The following is a 23,711-nucleotide window of genomic DNA, read 5'->3' on the forward strand; positions in this document are numbered from 1 at the left end:
TTCGCACCTCGGTGCACGCTTGCTTGGGACGGCCCGGCCCGGCGCGCATGACCGGCCTTCTTGCCGTACGTTCAGTTCATCAGATCAGCTTGACGAGTTGCTTGCCGAAATTCTTGCCCTTGAGCAAACCCAGGAAGGCCTCAGGGGCGGATTCGATGCCCTGCGCAACCGATTCTCGCGGCTTGAGCTTGCCGGTGCCCACCAGTGCGCCGAGTTCGGTCAGCGCCTCGGGCCACACTTCCATGTGCTCGCTGACGATGAAACCTTCGATCTTCATGCGGTTAATCAGGATCAGCGCCGGGTTCGCAAGCGGCAGCGGCTGGCCGTCGTAGCCCGCGATCATCCCGCACAGCGCCACGCGCGAGAAGGCGTTGGCGCGCAGCAGCACGGCGTCGAAGATGTAGCCGCCGACGTTCTCGAAGTAGCCGTCGATGCCATTCGGACAGGCTTCCTTGAGCGCGGCGCTCATGCTCTTCACGTCGGGATGCTGGCGGTAGTCGATGCAGGCGTCGAAGCCGAGTTCTTCGGTCACGTACTTGCACTTGTCCGGGCCGCCCGCGATGCCCACCACGCGGCAGCCGCGCGCCTTGGCCAGTGCGCCGAAGGCGCTGCCGACGGCGCCGCTGGCGGCCGTGACGACCATCGTCTCGCCGGCCTTGGGTGCAATGATCTTTACCAGGCCGTACCAGGCGGTGACGCCCGGCATGCCGACCGCGCCGAGGTAGTGCGAGAGCGGCACGTGCGTGGTGTCGACCTTCTTCAGCGCGCCGGGCTGCGAGGCATCGACGACGCTGTATTGCTGCCAGCCGCCGAAGCCCACCACCTTGTCACCGGGGGCGAACTTGGGGTGCTTGCTTTCGACCACTTCGCCGGCCGTGCCGCCCTGCATCACCTGGCCGAGCGGTTGCGGTTGCGCATAGCTCTTCGAATCGTTCATGCGGCCGCGCATGTACGGGTCGAGGCTCATGAAGTGGTGGCGCACCAGCACCTGGTTGTCGGCCAGCGCGGGCGTCTCGGCGGTTACCAGCTTGAAGTTGCTGGCAACGGCCTCGCCATCGGGGCGGTTGTCGAGGTGGATCTGTTTGTTGGTAGGCATCAGTGTCTCCGGGGAAATGCAATTAATCGGTGGAAGGCGGACGCATCGCGTTCGCGCTGGCAGGGCCCGTGGGCAGGCGGCGCTTCACGTACTTGAAGGTGCCGGTGGCATGCGCGCACACGCGGTTCAGCTCGTCGTAGATCTTGGCTTCGGTGAAGGCTAGCGTCGCACTGCGGTGGATGAGCGTGCCGCGTGCGTGCAGCGGGCCCACTGAGGGCTGCATGAAGCTGGTCTTCATCTCGATGGTGACCACGCCCATCTCGGGTGCCACGCTGCGCGCGGCAGCTGCCATGGTGATGTCGAGCAGCGTCATGCAGGCGCCGCCGTGCGTTACGTCGAAGGTGTTCAGGTGCTCGGGCTTGGCGGTGTAGAGGATCTCGGACTCGCCGCCTTCGAACTTGGTGAGCTCGAAACCCAGATGGCGCGCAAACGGGATCTGGCTCGTGTACGAGCGGATGTTGATGTCGGTGGAATCTTCTGCCATTTTTTCAGGCACCAAGGACCACGCTCACGCCGCCGTCTACGGCCAGCCACTGGCCGGTGATGTGCTTGCCGGCATCGCTGGCGTACAGCAGCGTGATGCCCTTCAGGTCTTCCTCGTCGCCCAGGCGGCCGAGCGGCGCGTGCGAAGCCATTTTTTCTTCGCCCAGCGACTTGATCAGGCCGGCGGCCATCTTCGTCATGAAGAATCCTGGGCAAATCGCGTTCACGTTGATGTTGTAGCGGCCCCATTCGGCGGCGAGCGTACGCGTGAAGCCGATCACCGCCGTCTTCGAGGTGTTGTAGGCCAACGTCTGCATCTCGGGCGGATTGCCGTTGAGGCCGGCGATCGAGGCGATGTTGATGATGCGGCCGGTCTTCTTGGGAATCATGTAGCCATTGGCGACGTGCTGCGACAGGATGAAGTAGCCGCGCACGTTGAGATTCATCACCTTGTCCCAAGCCTCGACGGGATGGCTCTCGGCTGGGGCACCCCAGCTGGCGCCCGCGTTGTTGACGAGGATGTCGATCGCGCCCATGCGCTGCAGCGTCTCGTCGGCCAGGCGGCGCGTGTCTTCTTCCTTCGAGCAGTCGGCCGCAATCCAGCGCGCGTCGATGCCGGCGGATTGCAGCTCGGCCGCGGCCTGCTCCAGGTCCTCGGCCTTGCGCGAACTCAGCATGATCTTCGCGCCGGCTTCTCCCAGCGAATGCGCCATTTGCAGGCCCAGGCCGCGCGAGCCGCCGGTAATGAGGGCGGTCTTGCCGGTAAGGTCGAAGAGTTGCTTGGTGGTGCGAGGGGTCATGTCTGTTGTCTCCGGAACATGTGAAAGAGGGATTCGTGGCCTGCCTGCCGCCGCTACGAAGCGTCGCCGACGGCCTTGACGGCGGCGAGCTTGCCCGACGCCACTGCTTTTTTCAGCTGGCGCCAGTCGGCCTGATTGACGTCGGCATAGGCCTCGGCAAAGTCCGCGAGCGCGGTGTTGAATGTCTTGGAGCGCCCGAGGTAACCGGCAATGGCCCAGGCGTCGCCGCCCTTGGCATGCGCACGCGCCAGGCTGTAGCCGCAGGCCTCGGCAAACTCGACGAGATCGACCGGCTTGAAGTCTTCGAGCTTGTAGGAAGCTTTCATGTCGCGCAGCTGGCGCACATAAAAACCGCGTCCGCCGGATTCCTCGGCCCAGCCGAGGAAAACGTCGCTGGCGGCTTGCGCCAGCCGCTGCCCCTGCACCACGCGCTGGCCGGGAGAGTTCGGTTGCGGCGCCGAGCCCAGATGGGCTTCCAACACCGATTCGCCGGCTTCCTTGCATTGCAGGAACAGGGGATGGGCCTGGTCGGCCACCAGCAGCAACAGGAAGCAACGCCGGCCCACCGAGCCGACGCCAGGCGTCAGAACCGCCACGTCGTGCAGCTCATAGCGATCGAACAGCCGCTGGCGTTCGGGTGGAAGGCTGGCGCGGTACTGCGCCAGGAACGCCGGCAATCCGGAGCGAAAGCGGCCGATCTCCCGTGCGGTGGCCTTGGCGTCGTGATAGACGAACGGCGGACGGTCGCGCACCATCAGGCGGCCCTCAACCATCTCCGTCGCCTCTTCGGCAAACACGCGCGAGGTGCTGCGCCGGGCCTTCTTGATGACTGAGAGCTCGGTCGCATCCTCGGCGCCGAGTTTCAGCAGCGTTTGAGACGTGAGGCGCGCGTACCAGGCCTCCAGCGTGTCCATGCGCGCAAAGCGGCGCATGCGGTCACGGTACGCCTCGGCGAGTTGCCGGACCGCGTCGCGCCCGGTGCGCGGCTTGAAGCCCAGATCGCGCGCGGCCACGACAAACGAGGTGGCGAGCCGGCGCACATCCCAGTCGAAAGGACCCTGCAGGGTTTCGTCGAAGTCGTTGATGTCGAAGACCAGCGAGCGCTCGGGGCTGGCGAAGAAGCCGAAGTTCGCGAGGTGCGCATCGCCGCACAGCTGCGTCGCGATGCCGCTGTGCGGCAACCTGGCCAGGTCGTTCGCCATCAGGCTGGCGGCACCGCGGTAGAAGGTGAACGGCGTGGCCAGCATGCGGCCATGGCGGACCGGCACCAGTTCGGGCACCCGGCCGCGGTTGGACGCCTTCAACCAGCCGAGCGGGCTGCGGCCTGCCGCATCTGGCTTGGGCGCCTGTGCCCACAGGCCGAGCGGAAAGTGCGCACGCTGTGCGCGCCCGAACGCCCGCCGATCGGCCGGAGTGGCCTTGGCGTCGGGCGCACGGAGTTCAGATTTCATAGTCCGCACTTTGGCGCGATTTGCGCACTGCGCCGATGTTCCGAACTCAGCATGGTCCCGCCTTCCTTATTTGTCATTGAGGCGCGAACGCACGTAGATGAGCACGAAGCCCACGAGGGCGATCACGCCGCCCGGCACGGCCATCGACCAGCCGATCGCCGGCTCGGTGCGGCCCGTGGCAATGCCGAGGATCACGAGAAACAGGCCGCCGTAGATCAGGATCCAGATCCACTTCTCGAGCCGGGCGTGCGGCTTCGGGGGCTTGATGGGGTTGGGGGTGTTGTTGGGAGCGGCGTTGGCCATTGTCAAAAGGCGTCCTCGGGCAATGCTGTGCAGGTGGGGTCGCGGCTCTCGACCACGTTGAGCCAGGCGCCGATTTTCGGCAGCTCGTAGTGGAAGAAGTAGTCCGTGGCGCCAATCTTGCCAGCTGTTACCGCCCTCGCCTTTTCTGCGTCGATTTCCAGCGCGCGCCGCGCCACGTCCAGCCAGATCCAGGCCAGCACGGTATGGCCGAATGCCTGCATGTAGGGCACGGCGTTGGCGAGCGCGTCGGCCGGGTCGCCGGTGGACCAGGCGGCCTCGGTGGCCCTGCCGATGCGTTGTAGCGCGGCGCCCAACGCCTTTGCGTGGGCCGCGAGCGCGGGCACCTTGGTTGCGCGGCCGATGGTGTCGGTGATGCGGCCGGCCAGCAATTGCAGGCCCCGGCCTTTTTCCATCAGCACCTTGCGGCCCAGCAGGTCGGCGGCCTGAATGCCGTGGGTGCCCTCGTGGATCATATTCAGGCGGTTGTCGCGCCAATACTGCTCCACCGGAAAGTCGCGCGTGTAGCCGTAGCCGCCATGCACCTGGATGGCCAGCGAATTGGCTTCCAGGCACCACTCGCTGGGCCAGCTTTTGGCAATGGGCGTGAGCACCTCGAGCAGCAGGCGCGCGTCGTCCGCAGCCTCTGCACCGCCGGTCTTCTGCTCGTCGACCAGCCGGGCGCAGTACAGCTCCAGCGCCAGCGCGCCTTCGCAGTACGCCTTTTGCGCGAGCAGCATGCGCCGCACGTCGGCGTGCTCGATGATGCGCACCTGCGGGCTGGCCGAGTCCTTCACGACCTGGCTGCCGGCGCCCGCCTCGGGCTTCTTCACGAGCCGGCCCTGCGGCCGGGTCTTTGCGTAGTCGAGCGAGGCGTAGTAGCCGGCCATGCCCAGCATGGTGGCGGCCGTGCCGACGCCGATGCGCGCCTCGTTCATCATGTGGAACATGCAGTGCAGGCCCTTGCCGGGCTCTCCGACGAGGTAGCCCACCGCGCCCGCCTTGCCATCGACCGGGTACTTGCCCTCGCCGAAGTTCAGCAGCGTGTTGGTGGTGCCGCGCCAGCCGAGCTTGTGGTTCAGGCCCGCGAGGGCCACGTCGTTGCGCTCGCCGGTCAGTTCGCCTTCGGTGTTCACCATGCGCTTGGGCACGATGAAGAGCGAGATGCCGCGCGTGCCCGGCACCAGCTTGCCGTTGGCGTCAGGAATCTTGGCAAGCACGATGTGCACGATGTTCTCGGTAAGCTCGTGGTCGCCTGCCGAGATCCACATCTTGTTGCCCGTGAGCCGATAACGCGGCCCGAGCGGGTCGTTCTGGTAGTCGTCGCCGTCAGGCACCGCGCGCGTCGCCACGTCGCTCAGCGACGAACCGGCCTGCGGCTCCGACAGGCACATGGTGCCCGCCCAGCGGCCCGAAAACTCGTTCTTGGCGAACACTTCTTTCTGCATCTCGGTGCCGTGCACCATCAGCAGGTTGGCGTTGCCGCTGGTGAGCATGTTCGAGCCGATGCTCACCGAGGCCATCGCGAAGAAACCGTTGGCCGCGGCCTGCAGCGTGTAGGGCAGCTGCATGCCCCCGATGTCGTAGTCCTGCGCCGCGCTCATCATTCCCGATTCGACAAAAGCCTTGTGCGCATCGTGCGTGGCCTGCGGCAGGACGATCTTCTCGCCATCGAAGTGCGGCTCCTGCGTATCGACGATGCGATTCGCCGGTGCGTACTTTTCGCGTGCGATGCGTTCGCAGGTGTCGAGCACCGCGTCGAAGGTCTCGCGGGAATGATCGGCAAAGCGCTCGCGCTGGTTCAGAGACTCGGCGTCGAGCCAGTCGTAGAGCAGGAAGTCGAGGGTGGGACGCAAGCTCATGATCGATCTCGGTGTGAATAGATGCGCGGGTTCTGCGCCAGGAACACCGCGGAACCGGCTTTGCCGGGCCGCTGGTGTTGCCCCCGGAAGGGGGTTGGCGAAGGCGACACGAACTGCGCCGCAGACTGGGGGAGAGTCAAATGACTTCGAAGACGCCCGCAGCGCCCATGCCGCCGCCGATGCACATCGTGACCAGCACCTTCTTCGCGCCGCGGCGCTTGCCCTCGATGAGCGCATGGCCCGTCAGGCGCTGTCCGCTCACGCCGTAGGGGTGGCCTACGGCAATGGCGCCGCCGTCCACGTTCAGGCGGTCGCCCGGAATGCCGAGCTTGTCGCGGCAGTAGATCACCTGCACCGCGAACGCTTCGTTCAGCTCCCACAGGTCGATGTCGTTGACCGTGAGGCCCAGTCGCTTGAGCACCTTCGGAATGGCGAAGACGGGGCCGATGCCCATTTCGTCGGGCTCGCAGCCGGCCACGGCAAAGCCGAGGAAGCGGCCGAGCGGCTTCAGGCCCTTTTGCTCGGCGTACCTTTCGTCGACCACCACACAGGCGCCGCCGCCGTCGGAAAACTGGCTGGCATTGCCGGCCGAGATGAGGCCGCCTGGCATGGCCGAGCGGATGCCGCTGATGCCTTCCTTGGTGGTGCCGGGGCGAATGCCTTCGTCGTTCTCGACCGTGACTTCCTTGGTGCGCAGGCCCATCACCGGATCGGCCACGCCAGCCAACACGGTGATCGGTGCGATCTCGTCCTTGAAGCGGCCGGCTTCGAGCGCGGCGGTGGCCTTCTGCTGGCTGGCGGCGCCGTATTCGTCCATGGCGTCGCGGCCGATGTTGTAGCGCTTGGCGACCTGCTCGGCCGTCTGCAGCATGTTCCAGTAGATCTCGGGCTTGTGCTTCACGAGCCAGGGGTCGGCCAGCATGTGCTTGTTGGCTTCGTTCTGCACGCACGAGATGCTCTCGACGCCGCCGGCCACGTACACGTCGCCTTCGCCCGCGATGATGCGCTGCGCGGCGGTGGCAATGGTCTGCAGGCCCGACGAGCAAAAGCGATTGATCGTCATGCCCGATGTGGTGACGGGGCAGCCGGCGCGCAGCGCGATCTGGCGCGCGATGTTGGAGCCGGTGGCGCCCTCGGGCGTGGCGCAACCCATGATCACGTCATCGACTTCTGCGGCTTCGATGCCGGCGCGCGCAATGGCATGCTGAACCGCGTGGCCGCCGAGCGTGGCGCCGTGCGTCATGTTGAAGGCACCCTTCCAGCTCTTCGCGAGCGGCGTGCGGGCGGTGGAAACAATGACGGCGCTGGTCATGGTGAGGTCCTTTGAAGATGGAAGGGAAAGAGGGTTGTTGTCGTCATTGCGCCGGCGCAACGTTGGTGTTGCGCAGGAGCTGGTGATAGAAGCCGATCATCTCGCCGTAGTTGGAGATGGCCAGGCGTTCGTTGTTGCCATGGAAGCGCGCGAGGTCTTCGCTCTTCATGCGGAACGGCGAGAAGCGGTAGACCGCATCGCTCACCAGGCTGAAGTGGCGCGAATCGGTGGCGGCCGTCATGAGGCCGGGAGCCACGACGACATCCGGAAACGACTGGCGCACCGCCTGCTGGATGGCGCGGTAGCCGGTGCTGTCGGTCGGCGAAACGGGCGACGGCTCCGAGTTGCCCGGGTAGCGCTTGATCTTGATCTCGTCGTTACCGAGCGCCTTGCGCAGATGCGCCTCCACGCTGTCGATTGTGTCGCCCGGCAGGATGCGGAAGTTGACTGCCGCCTCAGCCCGGCCGGGCAGCACGTTGTCCTTGTTGCCGGCACGCACGATGGTGAGCGCAGTGGTCGTGCGCAGCATGGCGTTGCTGCTCGGGCTCTTTTCGAGCCGGCCACGCACCAGCGGCTCGGTGAGCCACAGGTTGGACAGCATCACGCGATTGACGCCGCCCATCTCGGGCGCGAGCGCGCCGAACATCTGCGCGGCCACGCCCTGGATGGCGCCGGGCATCGGCGTGGATTCGAGCCGCGCGAGCGCCGCACTCATGCTGCCGATGGCACTGTGCTGCGGCGGCATCGACGAATGGCCTGGGGCGGTGTCGAGCGAAAGAAAGAAGGTGCCGTAGCCCTTTTCGGCCAGGCCGATGAGCGCCGCGGGCTTCGACAAGCCGGGCAGCACGCCATCGAGGATCAGCAAACCTTCATCGAGCACCCAGTCCAGGCGCACGTTGCGCGACTTCAGCAGTTCGGCAATCGGCCGCGCACCACGCAGGCCGCTCACCTCTTCGTCGTCGCCCATCACGAGGTAGACGGTCTGCCTCGGCTTGAAGCCACTCGCGACCAGCAGCTCGATGGCTTCCATCTGCGCGAACAGGTTGCTCTTGTTGTCGAGTGTGCCGCGGCCCCAGACGAAGCCGTCCTTGATCTCGCCCGCGAAGGGATCGACGGACCAGGCTTTCTCGGTGCCCGGTGCGATTGGCACCATGTCCTGGTGCGCCATGAGCGCGATCGGCTTCGCCGCCGGATCGGTGCCGGACCATGTGTAGAGCAGCGCCCTCTGGCCGACCACTTCTTTCTTGAGGGTGGCGTGGAGCTTGGGGAATTGCTGCGCAAGATAGGCATGCAGCTTGTCGAATTCGGCCAGGTTCCCGGCCGGATCTTCGAGGCTCGAAACGGTCTTGATCGGAATCGCGCCCGCCAGCCGTTTGGCGGCGGCCTGCACGTCGATCTCGAGCCTGGGCGCCGGCGCCACCGCCAATTGCTGCGATGGCGTGCGCCAGGTCTTGACCGCCACGGCAGCTACCAGTGCCATGAGCACCAGCAGCAACCCGAGAAAGATGCGTTTCAACATGGACGGTCAGGGTCCCGGATCAGCTGAACTGCTTGCCTTCGGCCACCAGCCTCTGGATCAGCGGCGCGGGCTGCCAGAACTCGGCGTCGTCGCGCGGGTTCTTGGCAAAGCGCTTCATGGTTTCAGCCACGTTGTAGAGGCCGACCTGCGATGCGTAGTGCATCGGTCCGCCGCGCCAGATCGGGAAGCCATAGCCGGTGAGGTACACCATGTCGATGTCGCCGGACTTGGACGCGATTCCATCTTCGAGGATGTGCGCGCCTTCGTTCACCAGCGCGTAAACCAGGCGCTGAACGATCTCTTCATCGGAAATCTTGCGCGGCGTGATGCCCAGTTCCTTGCGGTGGTCCTCGATCATCTTGTTGACGAGCTCCGATGGAATCGCGTCACGCTTGCCGGCCTGGTAGTCGTACCACCCTGCCCCGGTCTTCTGTCCAAAGCGGCCCAGCTCGCACAGCTTGTCGGCCGTGCGGCTGTACTTCATGTCTGGATGCTCCACCGCGCGACGCTTGCGAATCGCCCAGCCGATGTCGTTGCCGGCCAGGTCGCCCATGCGGAACGGACCCATGGCAAAACCGAACTTCTCGACGGCCTTGTCGACCTGCTGAGGCGTGGCGCCTTCATCGAGCAGAAAGCCCGCCTGGCGCGAGTACTGCTCGATCATGCGGTTGCCGATGAAGCCGTCGCACACGCCCGAGACAACCGCCGTCTTCTTGATCTTCTTGCCGATGTCCATGACTGTGGCGAGAACGTCCTTGCCCGTTTCCTTGCCGCGCACCACTTCGAGCAGCTTCATCACATTGGCGGGGCTGAAGAAGTGCATGCCGACCACGTCCTGCGGACGCTGGGTGAACGATGCAATCTTGTCGACGTCCAGCGTCGAAGTGTTGGAAGCCAGGATCGCACCCTTCTTGGCCACGCGATCAAGCTCCTTGAACACCTTCTCCTTCACGCCGAGTTCCTCGAACACGGCTTCAATGATCAGGTCGGCGTCCTTCAGGTCGTCGTAGCTCAGCGTGGTGCTCAAGAGCGCCATGCGCTGCTCGTACTTGTCCTGCTTGAGCTTGCCCTTCTTGACCTGCGATTCGTAGTTCTTCTTGATGGTGGCAATGCCGCGGTCCAGCGCTTCCTGCTTCATCTCGAGAATCTTGACGGGGATGCCCGCGTTCAGAAAGTTCATCGAAATGCCGCCGCCCATGGTGCCGGCGCCGATCACGCCGACCGACTTGACTTCGCGCTTGGACGTGTCGTCAGCCACGTCGGGGATCTTGGAGGCTGCACGTTCGGCCATGAACAGGTGGCGCAGCGCCAGCGACTCGGGCGTGAACATCAGCGATGTGAAGATGCGGCGCTCTTCGGCCATGCCGGCGTCGAACTTCATCTTGGTGGCAGCCTGCACGGCATCCACGCACTGCAGCGGCGCGGGGTAGTTCTTCGACATGCCGCCGACCATGTTCTTGGCGAACTGGAAGTAGGCGTCGCCCTGAGGATGCTTGCACGGCAGGTTGCGCACCAGCGGCAATGCGTCGCCGCTCTTGCCGGCCACGCTCTTGGCGAATGCAATGGCTTCTTCGAACACGGACTCGGGCGAGGCCGCGAGCTTGTCGAACAGCTTTTGGCCCGGCAGGCTGGCGAGCAGTTCGCTCTTGACGGGCTCGCCGCTCACGATCATGTTGAGCGCGGTTTCCACGCCCAGCACGCGCGGCAGGCGCTGCGTGCCGCCGGCACCGGGGATGAGGCCCAGCTTGACTTCGGGCAGCGCGATGCTGGTACCGGGAGCCGCGATGCGGTAATGGCAGCCCAGGGCCAGTTCGAGGCCGCCGCCCATGCACACCGAGTGGATGGCCGCGACGATGGGCTTGGGCGAAGCTTCCAGCGCGAGGATCACGCTCAGCAGGTTAGGCTCTTGCAGCGCCTTGGGCGTGCCGAATTCCTTGATGTCCGCACCGCCCGAGAACGCCTTGCCTGCGCCCGTGATGACGATGGCCTTGACGGCGTCATCGGCATTGGCTTTCGACAGGCCATCGGTGATGCCGATGCGGGTCGAAAAACCGAGACCGTTGACCGGCGGGTTGGTCAGTGTGATCACGGCGACATCGCCGAGCACTTTGTATTCAGCCGTCATGCTGCGTTCCTTGGTGTGTGAAGAAAAAGAAGAAAAAGCACGAGTGTTCTTTTTCGAGGATTCTAGGCGTTTCGCGTGGCCTCACAATGGCACGCAGTCGCTGCCGAGACAAGACTCATTAAAGGTTACAGCCCGTTCCAGGAACACCGCGGAACCGGCTCTGCCGGTCCGCTGGTGTTGCCCCCCGCGAGGGGGTGGAAAAAACGTGCGCGAAGCCTGGGGGCGAGCCCTAGACTTCGAGCCACTCCTTGCGAGTGGTCGCATCGGCACGCAGGCTGTCGGGCGTGCCGTCGAACACGATGCTGCCATGGCCCATGACCAGTGCACGGTCGGAGATCTGCATTGCAATGGTCAGCTTCTGCTCGATCAGCAGCACCGAAATACCCTTGTTCTTGAGCGTCTTCAGGTACTGCCCCACCAGCTCGACGATCTTCGGCGCAAGGCCCTCGGTCGGCTCGTCGATGATGATCAGGTCGGGGTCGCCCATGAGGGTGCGGCACAGCGTGAGCATCTGCTGCTCGCCGCCCGAAAGCACGCCTGCCTCGGTGTGCTGACGCTCCTTCAGGCGCGGGAACATGCCGTACATGTCGTCGAACGACCAGCGGCTGCCCTTGCCCGAGCCCTTCTGCCCCAGGAGCAGGTTCTGGTGCACCGTGAGCTTGGGAAAGATGTCGCGGTTCTCGGGCACGTAGCCGATGCCCAGGTGGGCGATTTCGTACGCCTTCCTGCGCAGGATGTCCTGGTCTTTCCAGCGCAGCGTGCCCTCGGCATGCACCAGGCCCATGATGGCCTTTGCGGTGGTCGAACGGCCCGAGCCATTGCGGCCCAGCAGCGCGACGATTTCACCGGGGCCGACGTTGAACGAAACGCCATGCAGCACATGGCTCTTGCCGTAATAGGCATGGATGTCGTGAAGCTTCAGCATGTCAGTGTCCTGCCCCTTGTGCGTCGGCGACCGAAGAGCCGAGGTAAGCCTCCTGCACGCGTGCATTGGCGCGAACCGCAGCCGGCGTGTCGAAGGCGATCACCTCGCCATACACCACCACCGCGATCTTGTCGGCCAAGCCGAAGACCACGCCCATGTCGTGCTCGACCGTGAGCAGCGTCTTGCCGACCGTGACCTGCTTGATGAGCGAGATGAAGTGCGCGGTCTCGGTCTTGCTCATGCCGGCCGTGGGCTCGTCCAGGAGAATCACGCTGGCGCCGCCCGCAATGGTCACGCCAATTTCAAGTGCGCGCTGCTCGGCATAGGTGAGGTTCACCGCATGCACGTCGCGCTTGCGCTCCAGGCCGATCTGCTTGATGAGCTGCTCGGTGCGTGCATTCGCGTCGTCCAGATTCGAAAGAAAGCGCAGGAACGTGTACTTGTAGCCCAGGCTCCACAGCACGCCGCAGCGCAGGTTCTCGAACACGCTGAGCTTGGGGAAGATGTTGGTGATCTGGAAGCTGCGCGACAGGCCCAGCCGGTTGATCTCGAAGGGCTTCTTGCCGTCGATGCGCTCGCCGTTCAGCAGCACCTCGCCGCTGGTGGGCGCCAGCCGCCCACTGACCAGGTTGAACAGCGTCGACTTGCCCGCGCCGTTCGGGCCGATGATGGCCACGCGTTCCCCTGCATTCACCGCCAGGTCCACGCCGCGGATGATTTCGGTCTTGCCGAAATTCTTGCGCAGCGCCTTCAGTTCCAGTGCGTATTGCGCGCTCATTACGCCGCCTCCCGACGTTTGATTTCTGCTTCGATTTCTTCCTGTGCCTGGCCCCAGACCCGCACGAAGCGGCGGCGCGCTACCTCGAGCGCGCCGAGGCCGATCACCAGGATCGCCGCCGCGCCGAGCCAGCTTGCCATGCCCGATGTGTCGAGCGTCACGCCGAAGAAGTTCAGGTTCGGGCCCATCGCCGCGTTGAGCTGGATGTGATAGATCATCTCGATGAGCGCCGCGGCGCCTATGACGACCGGCACCAGCGCCACCGCGATGGCGACGTACAGCAGCCAAAGGCGGTTGAACTTGCCGAACTTGGCGACGCGCAGGTTCATCATCACCAGGCTGGCGATGCCGCCCGGCGCAAACATCACCATGAACACGAACACCAGGCCGAAGTAGAGCTGCCACGCCTTCGAAAGCTCGGACAGCAGGATGGACGCGAACACCAGCAGCACCGCGCCGATGATCGGACCGAAGAAGAACACCGCGCCACCCAGGAAGGTGAACAGCAGGTAGCCGCCCGAGCGGATGGCGCTCAGGCTGTCGGCAGCGTTAACGATCTCGAAGTTGATCGACGCCAGCCCGCCGCCGATGCCCGCGAAAAAGCCGGCAATGATGAATGCGAGATAGCGCACGCGCTGCGTGTTGTAGCCGATGAACTCCACGCGCTCCGGGTTGTCGCGCACCGCATTCAGCATGCGGCCAAGCGGCGTGCCGGTGAAGGCATACATGAGCGCGGTGCACACGAAGCAATACGCGGCGATCAGGTAGTACACCTGGATCTGCGAGCCGAAGTTGAAGCCGAAGAAGGTCGGGCCGTAGACCCGGTCGGTGGTGATGCCGCCCTCGCCGCCGAAGAAGCTCGGGAACATCAGTGCCATGGAGGCCACCAGCTCGCCGATGCCCATGGTGATCATCGCAAAGGTGGTGCCCGACTTCTTGGTGGTGACGAAGCCCAGCAAGATGGCAAAGAACATGCCTGCCAGGCCGCCCACCAGCGGAATGGCCACCAGCGGAATCTGAAACCCGCCCTTGCCGCCCATGTTCATCGCGTGGATGGCAAGAAAGGAGCCTAGCCCGACGTACACCGCATGGCCGAAGCTCAGCATGCCGCCCTGCCCCAGCAGGATGTTGTAGCTCAGGCAGATGATGATGAGGTAGCCCATCTGCGAGAGCATGGTGAGCGCGAGGCTGCTCTTGAACACCAGCGGCGAGATGATCAGTGCGATTGCAAACAGCGACCAGATCAGAAAGCGCCCGATGTTCCAGGGCTTGAACCGGTAGTACTGCGTGGTCTGGGCTGTGGTTGTCGATGTCATTTCGGTTCCACCCTTTCTTGTGCCCTCTGCTGTTGCAAGAGGGTTGGTGCGAGGGTCGGCGGCAATGGTGGGGGACTGTGCTTGAGTCATTCAGTCCTCCCGCGTGCCCAGCAAGCCCTTGGGCCTGAAGATGAGGATCAGCACCAGGAACAGGTACGGCAGGATCGGCGCGACCTGCGAGATCGTGAGCTTGAGCAGCTCGTAGCCGAAGGTCTTGTCTGTGACGGTGAAGCCCAGCGTCTGCAGCCCGCCCGCAAACGACTGGTCCATGGCCACGGCAAAGGTCTGGATGATGCCGATCAAGAGCGACGCAAGGAAGGCACCGGCCAGCGAGCCCATGCCGCCGACCACCACCACCACGAAGATGATCGACCCGACCGAGGCCGCCATGGCCGGTTCGGTGACGTAGGTGTTGCCACCCACCACGCCCGCGAGGCCCGCGAGCGCGGCACCGCCGCCAAAAACCAGCATGAAGACGCGCGGCACGTTGTGGCCCAGCGCCTCCACCATGTCGGGGTGCTTGAGTGCCGCCTGGATGACCAGGCCGATGCGCGTGCGCGTGAGCAGCAGCCACACCGAGATGAGCATCAGCACCGCCACCAGCATGATGAACGAGCGTGACTTGGGAAACTGCGTGCCGTAAAGCGAGAACAGCGGCCCTTGCAGCTGCGGCGGCAGGCCGTAGGGCACCGTGGAGCGGCCCCAGGCGAGCTGCACCAGTTCGAGAATCAGGTACGACAGGCCGAAGGTCACCAGCAGTTCGGGCACGTGGCCGAACTTGTGGACCCGGCGCAGGCTGTAGCGTTCGAAGGCAGCACCCAGCAGGCCCACCAGCAGCGGCGCGATGAAAAGCGCCGGCCAGAAGCCGATGATGCCGGACAAGGTGTACGCGATGTACGCGCCGAGCATGTAGAAGCTGGCGTGCGCGAAATTGAGCACGCCCATCATGCTGAAAATCAGCGTAAGGCCAGAGCTCAGCATGAACAGCAGCAGCCCATAGCTGACGCCGTTGAGCAGCGAGATGACGAAGAATTCGACGTTCATCGGTCTTTCGTGTCGGTTGGAAAAGAAAAAGGCCCGAGTGGTGAAGTCGGGCCTCGACCGGTCAGCGCGCGATCAGGCGATCAGGAATTGTTGGGCCGCTTCATCTGGCACGAGGTAGGCGTGCTCGCGACGTAGGCCTCGTAGAACTTGACCGGCGCCAGCGTGTAACCGGTGTTCTCCGGGCTGTAGGGGTTCTTGGCGTCGGTCTTCTGCCAGCGCGTGATCCACAGGCCCTGCTGCAGCTGGTGGTCGGCCTTGCGCATCTCGACGTCGCCGTTGAAGGTCTTGAACTTCATGCCTTCCATGGCGGCGGCCACCTTGACGGGTTCGGTCGACTTGGTGCGCACGAAAGCTTCGCTGAGCATGGCGTACACCGTGTAGATGTCGGTGGTGTACATGTCGTCGTTGAAGCGCTTCTTGTACTCACCCATCAGCGGCTGCACCGGACCCGGCGCGTTGTAGTGGCTGTAGCCCACCTGGTAGACCTTGCCGTCCGAGGCGGCGCCCATGGCGGTAGGCGTGCCGGTGGTCACTGCGTAGTAGGTATAGAACTTGACGTTCAGGCCCGAGTCGTTGGCCGACTTGATGAGCAGCGCCAGGTCGGAGCCCCAGTTACCGGTGATGACGGAGTCGGCACCCGAAGCCTTGATCTTGGCGATGTAGGGCGAGAAGTCGCGCACCTGTGCCAGGGGATGCAGGTCGTCGCCGACGATCTCGATGTCGGGGCGCTTGTCCTTCAGGTTCTGCTTGGCGAACTTCGAGACCTGCTGGCCGTGCGAATAGTTCTGGTTGATCAGGTACACCTTCTTGATGTCCGGCTGCTCCTTCATGAAGGCGGTCAGCGCTTCCATCTTCATGGAGGTGTCGGCATCGAGGCGGAAGTGCCAGTAGCTGCACTTGCTGTTGGTGAGGTCGGGGTCGACGGCCGCGTAGTTGATGTAGAGCACTTCCTTGCCCGGGTTGCGGGCGTTGTGCTTTTCGAGCGCATCGATGATGGCCAGCGCGGGGCCGGAGCCGTTGCCTTGCACCACATAGCGCGCGCCCTGGTCCATGGCCGAGCGCAGCGCGCTGGTGGTTTCCTGCGGGCTCAGCTTGTTGTCGATGGCGATGATCTCGAACTTCACGCCGGCTGCATTCTTCTTGTTGAATTCCTCGGCCAGGAACTGGAAGGTCTTGAGCTGGTTGGTGCCGACCGCCGCCATCAGGCCGGACAGCGGGTCGAGCCAGGCAATCTTCACGGTTTCACCCTTTTGAGCCAGCGCGCCGGCGGCGGCTGCGGAAAGGATGGCTGCTGTAGCGATTTTCAGAGCGAACTTCACGATCTATATCTCCTGGTCAAACCGTTCAAAAGGCCGCACGAGAGTACAAGTGTTTGCAGCCCCTCCCCTCAGGGAATGCCCGTAAGAGGGCCGCTGCAAGGGCCGTTTCTATCGCGCAGGCGACACCGCATTTCTACGAGGTGCTACCGGGTGGTTAAACGGTGCTACCCATGGGTAGGAAATGCGTTTGCAAAATGCCTCAGGGGCGCTTCATCTGGCAGGTGGTGGGCGTGCTGGCCACGTACGATTCGTAATACTTCACCGGTGCCATCGTGTAGCCCGTGTTCTCGGCGTCATAGGGGAACTTGCCGCCCGCCTTTTGCCACTTGGTGATCCACAGGCCCTGCTGCAGCTGGTGGTCGGCCTTGCGCATTTCGATCTCGCCGTTGAAGCTCTTGAACTTCATGCCTTCCATGGTGGCCGCCACCTTCACGGGATCGGTGGAGCGCGCCCTGTCGAAGGCGGTGTCCAGCATTGCGAAGGCGTGATAGATCGACGTCTGGATCATGTCGTCGCTCATCTTCTTCTTGAACTCGCCCATGATCCGCTGGATGTCGCCGCCCATGTTGTAGTGGCCGTAGCCCACCACGAACACACGGCCGTCGGCAGCGGCGCCCATGGCCGTCGGCGCCCCCGTGCCGTAGGCGTAGTAGGTGTAGAACTTGACGTTCAAGCCCGAGTCGTTGGCCGACTTGATGAGCAGCGCCAGGTCGGAGCCCCAGTTGCCGGTGATGACGGAGTCGGCACCCGAAGCCTTGATCTTGGCGATATACGGGGCGAAGTCGCGCACCTGCGCGAGCGGATGCAGGTCGTCGCCGACGATCTCGATGTCGGGGCGCTTGTCCTTCAGGTTTTGCTTGGCGTACTTGGAGACCTGCTGGCCGTGCGCGTAGTTCTGCCCGAGGATGTAGACCTTCTTGATCTCGGGCTGGTCCTTCATGAAGGTGGTCAGCGCCTCCATCTTCATGGAGGTGTCGGCATCGAGGCGGAAGTGCCAGTAGCTGCACTTGCTGTTGGTGAGATCGGGGTCGACCGCGGCATAGTTGATGTAGACCAGCTCCTTGCCAGGATTGCGCGCGTTGTGCTTTTCGAGCGCATCGATGATGGCCAGCGCGGGGCCGGAGCCATTGCCCTGCATCACGTAGCGTGCGCCCTGGTCCATGGCCGAGCGCAAGGCACTGGTGGTTTCCTGCGGGCTCAGCTTGTTGTCGATGGCAATAAGTTCGAACTTCACGCCGGAGATGTTCTTCTTGTTGAACTCCTCGACCATGAATTGCGTGGTCTTGAGCTGGTTGGTCCCCACCGCCGCCATCAGCCCCGACAGCGGATCAAGCCAGGCGACCTTGACGGTCTCGCCCTTCTGAGCGAAAGAGGCTGTGGCGCTGAGCAGCATTGCACAGAAAGCTACTGACTTGATAGCAGGGGGCATGAAGAATCTCCAGGGTAAGGGGCCGAGATCGCAGCGTACAAGCGCCGGTTTTTTCGCCGCACAGGGAATGCCCGCAAGCAGGGCCGCCAAAGCGGCCTGGCTATCGCCTGCGCGACAGCTCGCGGCTATGCAGTGGGCAACTTGTAGTCTTTCAACAGTTCGCGCAACTTTGTCTTGAGAATCTTTCCGGTGGCGCCGAGCGGAATTGCCTCGACGAAGACCACGTCGTCGGGGATCTGCCACTTGGCTGTCTTGCCTTCGTAGAACTTGAGCAGCTCTTCGCGCGTGACCTCGGCGTTGGGCTTCTTCGTCACCACGACGATCGGTCGCTCATCCCACTTGGGGTGCGCCACGCCGATGCACGCGGCCATGGCGATGGCCGGATGCGCGACTGCGATGTTCTCGACCTCGATCGAACTGATCCATTCGCCGCCGGACTTGATCACGTCCTTGCTGCGGTCGGTGATCTGAAGGTAGCCGTCGGGATCGATGGTGGCGACGTCGCCGGTGGGGAACCAGCCGCGGCCCTGCTCGTCGGGAACCAGCGGATCGCCGCCCTCGCCCTTGAAGTATTCCTTCACGACCCACGGCCCCTTGACCAGCAGGTCTCCAAAGGCCTTGCCGTCCCAGGGCAGTTCCTTGCCGTTGCCGTCGACGATCTTCATGTCGACGCCGAATATCGCGCGGCCCTGCTTCAGGCGAATTGCAAGCTGCGCATCGGCCGGCATCGCGAGATGCTTGTTCTTGAGCGTGCACAGCGTGCCCAGGGGGCTCATCTCGGTCATGCCCCAGGCATGCAGCACCTCGACCTTATAGACGTCCTGGAACGCACGGATCATGGCCGGCGGGCAGGCCGAGCCGCCGATGACGGTGCGGTCGAGGGTGGAGAACTTCAGCTCGTTGGCCTGCATGTGGCCGAGCATCATCTGCCACACGGTGGGCACGCCGGCCGCGAAGGTCACGCCTTCGGACTCGATGAGTTCGAACACCGACTTGCCGTCGAGCGCCGGTCCGGGGAACACGATCTTCGCGCCGACCAGCGCGGCCGAATAAGGAATGCCCCAGGCATTGACATGGAACATCGGGACCACGGGCAGCACCGAATCGCGCGCCGAGATGCGCATCACGTCGGGCAGCGCCGCGGCGTAGGCGTGCAGCAGCGTCGAGCGGTGACTGTAGAGGGCTGCCTTGGGGTTGCCGGTGGTGCCGCTCGTGTAACACATGCTCGACGCGGAGTTCTCGTCGAAGGTCGGCCAGTCGTAGTCGGTGGATTGCCCGCTCATCCATGCCTCGTAGCTCACGAGGTTGGGAATGCCGCTGTCGGCCGGCAGCTTGTCGGCGTCGCACAGCGCAATCCATTTCCTGACGGTGCTGCACTTGGCATGCACCGCTTGCACCAGCGGCAGGAAGCTCAGGTCGAAGCATAGGATCTGGTCTTCGGCGTGGTTGGCGATCCAAGCGATCTGGTCAGGGTGCAAGCGCGGATTGATGGTGTGGAGCACGCGGCCGGTGCCGCTCACGCCGTAGTACAGCTCCAGGTGCCGGTAGCCGTTCCAGGCCAGCGTGGCGATGCGGTCGCTGAACAGCAGTTGCTCGCCGTCCAGCGCATTGGCGACCTGCCTTGCGCGCGACGCGATCTTGCTCCAGGTGCTGCGGTGGATATCGCCTTCGACGCGGCGCGAGACGATTTCGGCGTCGCCATGGTGACGCTCGGCGAACTCGATCAGCGACGAGATCAAAAGCGGTTGGTCTTGCATCAAACCCAGCATCTAAAGGCTCCTGTTCTTTTGTGAAATGGCTGCTAAAACTTTGCGGTCAACGGATTCACTCAATCTTCGGTCGTTCGCACAATGACAGAAACCCGCACGCGGAACTCGACGCTGACGTCTACCGGGAGGTAGCACGGACCGGGAGTCGACAAAGCGTCCACACCGGGTTAACCGGAATTCCTGCATCGTTGCCCGGTGGCCATACTCCGGCCGGCCGAACCCGCCAGAAAATTCTAGGAACAGACCGCGTTTCTTCCGCTATCGCAAGCGAGCCAATTCAATGACTTCAGGAGCCTCCATGCCACATGCCCAGCGCCGACTGCAACGCCGGCCCGGCTGCGCGCAGCAACCAGAGGGCCGGACCAGTTCGGCCGTCTGGCTCGAGGGCGTGCTCTCGATGTTCGAGGCCGAAGGACTTAACGTGCCGTCGCTGCTGCAGGCCGCTGGCTTCGATCCCGATTCGCTGCGCCGCCAGAACGCCCGCATCCCCGTCGACGAAGTCACCCTGCTCTGGCAACTTGCCGTGGCGCGCGCCGGCAGGCCGTCGCTCGGCCTGCACCGCGACCTGGCCGCCACGCACAGCAAGCTGGGCACGGTCGGCCATGCCATGGCCTGCAGCCCCGACCTCGGCTCGGCGCTCGCGCGGCTGGCGCGCTACATGGCCGTGATCTCGGACGCGACGGCCTTCTCGCTGCACCCGGATCCGCGCGGTTGCTGGCTGGTGATGGAGCACAGCGGCGGCAGCTTGCCAATACCGCGCCAGCGCGTCGAATACGCCCTCCTGACCACGCTCATGCAATGCCAGTGGCTCACGCGCCGCGAACTGCAGCCGCTGGCCATGGAGTTCGTCTACCCTGCGCCGGCCAGCGACCGGCTGCATCGCGAGGCCTTCGGCTGCGACGTGCGATTCCACGCCGCGGCCAACCGCATGCTGCTGTCGAGCGCCGACCTGGCCATGCCGCTGCCCACCCATCATCCTGCGCTGGGCGAGATGCAGGAGCACCTGCTGGACGACCAGCTGAACCTGCTCGGCCAAACCACGACCAGCACCCTGGTGTGCGCCGAGATCGCGCGCCGGCTGCCGCAGGGCGAACCGCGCCGGCAGGACGTGGCCGCCGGCCTGGGATTAGCGGAGCGCACGCTGCAGCGCCGGCTGCAGAAGAGTCGGTGTCGTTTCAGTCGCTGCTCGACCGCACCCGCCGCGAGCTCGCGCGGCAGTACCTGGCGGAAGACCGGCATACGCTCACCGCGGTGGCGGACATGCTGGGCTTTGTCGACAGCAGCAATTTCTTCCGCGCCTGCAAACGCTGGTTCGGGCTGCCGCCCGCCCAATACCGGGCACGGATCTGGGACATCTCGGCACTCGCCTACTGACCCTCATTGCCCCTTTGCAAGAGCGCGATGGCCCGCGCCGCAAGGGGTTACGCGCTCTGCCGGACAATGCCGGCATGAGCTTGCTTGCCGAAGACATGGTCGCCGCCGACCTGGGATTGCAATGGAAACCCGGATTCCTGGCACTGGGACCCGCGTTTCTCACCGAATTGCGGCCGACGCCCCTGCCCGATGCCTATTGGGTGGGCCAGAGCGAGGCGATGGCGCGCGAGCTTGGCCTTCCGGCCGAATGGCGGCAATCGGACAGCACGCTGGCTGCCTTGACCGGCAGCGTGCCCATTGCGGGAACGCGGCCCTTTGCCACCGTGTACAGCGGCCACCAGTTCGGCGTCTGGGCCGGCCAGCTCGGCGATGGCCGCGCGATCATGCTGGGCGAGACCGCGGGCGGGCTCGAGGTACAGCTAAAAGGCGCGGGCCGTACCCCCTACTCGCGCGGCGGAGACGGCCGTGCCGTGCTGCGTTCGAGCATCCGCGAGTTTCTCTGCAGCGAGGCCATGCAGGGCCTTGGCATCCCGACCACCCGGGCATTGTGCGTGACCGGCTCCGACGCGCCCGTGTACCGCGAAGTACCGGAAACCGCGGCCGTGGTGACCCGCGTGGCGCCCAGCTTTGTGCGGTTCGGACATTTCGAACACTTTGCAGCCAACCAGCGGGACGCCGAACTGCGCGCATTGACCGATTACGTGATCGACCGCTACTACCCGGCCTGCCGCACCACGGAGCGCTTCAATGGCAACGCCTATGCGGCCTTCCTCGAAACCGTGAGCGAGCGCACCGCCGCCCTGCTCGCCCAATGGCAGGCGGTGGGCTTCTGCCATGGCGTGATGAACACCGACAACATGAGCATCCTCGGGCTCACCATCGACTACGGGCCGTTCCAATTTCTGGACGGCTTCGATCCGCGCCACATCTGCAACCACAGCGACACCAGCGGACGCTACGCCTTCAACCAGCAGCCCAACGTCGCCTACTGGAACCTGTTCTGCCTGGCCCAGGCGCTGCTGCCGCTGATCGGCGACCAGGAAATCGCGGTGGCTGCGCTGGAGTCGTACAAGACGGTGTTCCCGAGCGAGTTCGAGGGCCGGATGCGTGCCAAGCTCGGGCTTTCTGAGCCGGCCGAAGGCGATCGCGCGCTCATCGAGGGCGTGCTGAAGCTTTTGGCCGCCGAAAAGGTCGACTACACGATCTTCTGGCGTCGCCTTTCGCAGCACATGGCTGGCGGCAGCGCCGAGCCGGTGCGCGACCTATTTCTGGACCGCGCCGGCTTCGACGCCTGGTTGCTATTGTTTTCAGAGCGCCATGCGGAGGCCTCGCGTTCTGAGGCCGCGGATCAGATGCTCAAATCCAATCCGAAGTATGTGTTGAGGAACCACCTGGGCCAGCAAGCCATCGAAGCGGCTGGCCAAAAGGACTTCTCGGGTGTGGCAACCTTGCTGACACTGCTCGAAACCCCATTTGAAGAACATCCCGGCTCCGATGCCTATGCCGGGTTTCCGCCCGACTGGGCTTCCACGATCGAAATCAGCTGCTCATCATGACCACTCCCGTACAGAAAACCGACGCCGAATGGAAAGCCCTGCTCGCTGAAAAAGGCGCCGAGCCCGCGGCCTTCGAGGTCACGCGTCATGCGGCCACCGAGCGCCCATTCACCGGCAAGTACGAAGCGCACTGGGAAGACGGCACTTACCATTGCATCTGCTGCGGCGCCAAGCTGTTCGAGGCCTCGGACAAGTTCGACGCGGGTTGCGGCTGGCCCAGCTTCTCGGAAGAAGCCGTGCCGGGCGCCATCAAGAACATCGTCGACCGCTCGCACGGCATGGTGCGCACGGAAAACGTCTGTGCGAACTGCGGCGCCCACCTGGGCCACGTATTCCCCGACGGCCCCACCGAAACAGGCCTTCGCTACTGCATGAATTCCGCCTCGCTGGACTTCCAGAAGAAATAACCAACCTGCCCTCTCCAGCGCATGAAACTGATCCTCGACTTCTTTCCGATCCTGCTGTTCTTCGGCGCCTACAAGCTGGCCGACATCTACACCGCCACCGGCGTGCTCATGGCCGCCACCGTGGTGCAGATGGGCATCACCTACGCCATGGAGCGCAAGCTGCAGGCCATGCAGAAGGCCACGCTGGTGCTGATCCTCTTGTTCGGCACCCTCACGCTGGTGCTGCACGACGACCGCTTCATCAAGTGGAAGCCCACGGTGCTCTACGGCGCCATGGCCATTGCCCTGGCGGTTGCGCTCTGGGCGCTGAAAAAGAACTTTCTCAAGATGCTGCTGGGCTCGCAGCTGCAGCTGCCAGACCGCGTGTGGGGCCGCCTCAACGTGGCGTGGATCGGCTATTGCCTCTTCATGGCGGCCATCAACGGCTACGTGGCGGCGTACTTCACCACCGAGGCCTGGGTCAACTTCAAGCTCTGGGGCTACGTTTTCCCCGTCGTCTTCCTGATCGCGCAGGGGCTCTATATCTCGCCGCACCTCAAGAGCGACGACAAGCCTGCCGCATGAGTGCCGCCGCTGTGAGCGACCCCCTGCCGACGGCGCGCGACCTTGAAGAGGCGCTGCGCGAAGCGCTCCGGCCCACGGTGCTGGAGGTGATCGACGAGAGCAGCGCCCACGCCGGCCATGCCGGCGCCAACGCGGAGGGCCGCGGCACCCATTTCAGGGTGCGCGTGGCTTCCCCACTGTTCGAAGGGAAGCCCCGCGTGGCGCGCCATCGCCTTGTGTATGATGCCCTCCAAGTTTTTATCGCGCAGGGTCTGCACGCCATCGCCATCGAGGTGCTCTGAA

The 23,711-nt window shown here is 64.3% G+C and carries 20 protein-coding genes and 1 pseudogene; 5 read left to right on the plus strand and 16 right to left on the minus strand.

The features are described from left to right. Positions 1 to 79 precede the first annotated feature (79 nt). From J2X92_RS23115 to J2X92_RS23190, 16 genes are all read right to left on the minus strand, one after another. Entirely contained in the window at positions 80 to 1,096 is a 1,017-nt protein-coding gene (locus J2X92_RS23115) for an NADP-dependent oxidoreductase (RefSeq protein ID WP_307579115.1), read from the minus strand. A 22-nt stretch (positions 1,097 to 1,118) separates the two neighbouring features. After that, a complete protein-coding gene (locus J2X92_RS23120; protein ID WP_307579118.1) occupies positions 1,119 to 1,580 on the minus strand; it encodes a PaaI family thioesterase in 462 nt (153 codons plus the stop codon). Between the two features lie 4 nt (positions 1,581 to 1,584). Further along, positions 1,585 to 2,379, minus strand: coding sequence for an SDR family oxidoreductase (locus J2X92_RS23125; protein ID WP_055806537.1), 795 nt, complete (start codon positions 2,377 to 2,379; stop codon positions 1,585 to 1,587). Positions 2,380 to 2,432: 53 nt separating this feature from the next. Then, positions 2,433 to 3,830, minus strand: a complete 1,398-nt coding sequence (locus J2X92_RS23130) for a DUF2252 domain-containing protein (protein ID WP_307579120.1) — start codon at positions 3,828 to 3,830, stop codon at positions 2,433 to 2,435. A gap of 66 nt (positions 3,831 to 3,896) precedes the next feature. Beyond that, a complete protein-coding gene (locus tag J2X92_RS23135; RefSeq protein ID WP_307579122.1) occupies positions 3,897 to 4,133 on the minus strand; it encodes a hypothetical protein in 237 nt (78 codons plus the stop codon). Positions 4,134 to 4,135: 2 nt separating this feature from the next. Further along, positions 4,136 to 5,992, minus strand: a complete 1,857-nt coding sequence (locus tag J2X92_RS23140; protein WP_307579124.1) for an acyl-CoA dehydrogenase — start codon at positions 5,990 to 5,992, stop codon at positions 4,136 to 4,138. Positions 5,993 to 6,128: 136 nt separating this feature from the next. Continuing rightward, complete coding sequence (locus J2X92_RS23145; protein ID WP_307579126.1) at positions 6,129 to 7,304, minus strand: acetyl-CoA C-acyltransferase; 1,176 nt, start codon at positions 7,302 to 7,304, stop codon at positions 6,129 to 6,131. 43 nt (positions 7,305 to 7,347) lie between these two features. After that, positions 7,348 to 8,823 (minus strand): M20 family peptidase, encoded by a 1,476-nt coding sequence (locus J2X92_RS23150; RefSeq protein WP_307579128.1) that lies wholly within the window; start codon positions 8,821 to 8,823, stop codon positions 7,348 to 7,350. A gap of 19 nt (positions 8,824 to 8,842) precedes the next feature. Beyond that, positions 8,843 to 10,948: a 3-hydroxyacyl-CoA dehydrogenase NAD-binding domain-containing protein gene (locus tag J2X92_RS23155; RefSeq protein ID WP_307579130.1), complete on the minus strand. Its 2,106-nt coding sequence runs from the start codon at positions 10,946 to 10,948 to the stop codon at positions 8,843 to 8,845. 229 nt (positions 10,949 to 11,177) lie between these two features. Then, entirely contained in the window at positions 11,178 to 11,873 is a 696-nt protein-coding gene (locus J2X92_RS23160) for an ABC transporter ATP-binding protein (RefSeq protein ID WP_307579132.1), read from the minus strand. A 1-nt stretch (position 11,874) separates the two neighbouring features. Next, positions 11,875 to 12,651, minus strand: coding sequence for an ABC transporter ATP-binding protein (locus J2X92_RS23165; RefSeq protein ID WP_307579134.1), 777 nt, complete (start codon positions 12,649 to 12,651; stop codon positions 11,875 to 11,877). Beyond that, positions 12,651 to 13,967, minus strand: coding sequence for a branched-chain amino acid ABC transporter permease (locus J2X92_RS23170; RefSeq protein WP_307579136.1), 1,317 nt, complete (start codon positions 13,965 to 13,967; stop codon positions 12,651 to 12,653). Before J2X92_RS23170 ends, J2X92_RS23165 begins: the two co-directional genes overlap by 1 nt. A 90-nt stretch (positions 13,968 to 14,057) precedes the next feature. Continuing rightward, positions 14,058 to 15,011, minus strand: a complete 954-nt coding sequence (locus J2X92_RS23175) for a branched-chain amino acid ABC transporter permease (RefSeq protein ID WP_307579138.1) — start codon at positions 15,009 to 15,011, stop codon at positions 14,058 to 14,060. A gap of 80 nt (positions 15,012 to 15,091) precedes the next feature. Continuing rightward, positions 15,092 to 16,330, minus strand: coding sequence for a branched-chain amino acid ABC transporter substrate-binding protein (locus J2X92_RS23180; protein ID WP_307579140.1), 1,239 nt, complete (start codon positions 16,328 to 16,330; stop codon positions 15,092 to 15,094). Between the two features lie 199 nt (positions 16,331 to 16,529). After that, positions 16,530 to 17,759, minus strand: coding sequence for a branched-chain amino acid ABC transporter substrate-binding protein (locus J2X92_RS23185; protein ID WP_307579142.1), 1,230 nt, complete (start codon positions 17,757 to 17,759; stop codon positions 16,530 to 16,532). A 125-nt stretch (positions 17,760 to 17,884) separates the two neighbouring features. Beyond that, positions 17,885 to 19,528, minus strand: coding sequence for a 3-(methylthio)propionyl-CoA ligase (locus J2X92_RS23190; RefSeq protein WP_307579144.1), 1,644 nt, complete (start codon positions 19,526 to 19,528; stop codon positions 17,885 to 17,887). Between the two features lie 298 nt (positions 19,529 to 19,826). On the opposite strand from J2X92_RS23190, the pseudogene J2X92_RS23195 reads away from it, so the two are divergent. The 5 genes and pseudogenes from J2X92_RS23195 (at position 19,827) to J2X92_RS23215 (ending at position 23,710) form a co-directional block, all read left to right on the plus strand. After that, positions 19,827 to 20,902, plus strand: a pseudogene (locus tag J2X92_RS23195) (AraC family transcriptional regulator). Between the two features lie 74 nt (positions 20,903 to 20,976). Further along, positions 20,977 to 22,458, plus strand: coding sequence for a protein adenylyltransferase SelO (locus J2X92_RS23200; RefSeq protein ID WP_307579146.1), 1,482 nt, complete (start codon positions 20,977 to 20,979; stop codon positions 22,456 to 22,458). Continuing rightward, positions 22,455 to 22,865 carry a peptide-methionine (R)-S-oxide reductase MsrB gene (gene msrB, locus J2X92_RS23205; protein ID WP_307579148.1) on the plus strand — a complete coding sequence of 137 codons (411 nt, stop codon included), beginning with the start codon at positions 22,455 to 22,457 and terminating at the stop codon, positions 22,863 to 22,865. Before J2X92_RS23200 ends, msrB begins: the two co-directional genes overlap by 4 nt. Before the next feature lie 21 nt (positions 22,866 to 22,886). Beyond that, entirely contained in the window at positions 22,887 to 23,429 is a 543-nt protein-coding gene (locus tag J2X92_RS23210; RefSeq protein WP_307579150.1) for a septation protein A, read from the plus strand. Then, entirely contained in the window at positions 23,426 to 23,710 is a 285-nt protein-coding gene (locus J2X92_RS23215) for a BolA family protein (protein ID WP_307579152.1), read from the plus strand. Before J2X92_RS23210 ends, J2X92_RS23215 begins: the two co-directional genes overlap by 4 nt. Position 23,711: the final 1 nt, after the last annotated feature.

The organism is Variovorax paradoxus (genome assembly GCF_030811855.1).
In the GTDB taxonomy this organism is placed as follows: Bacteria; Pseudomonadota; Gammaproteobacteria; order Burkholderiales; family Burkholderiaceae_C; genus Variovorax; species Variovorax paradoxus_L.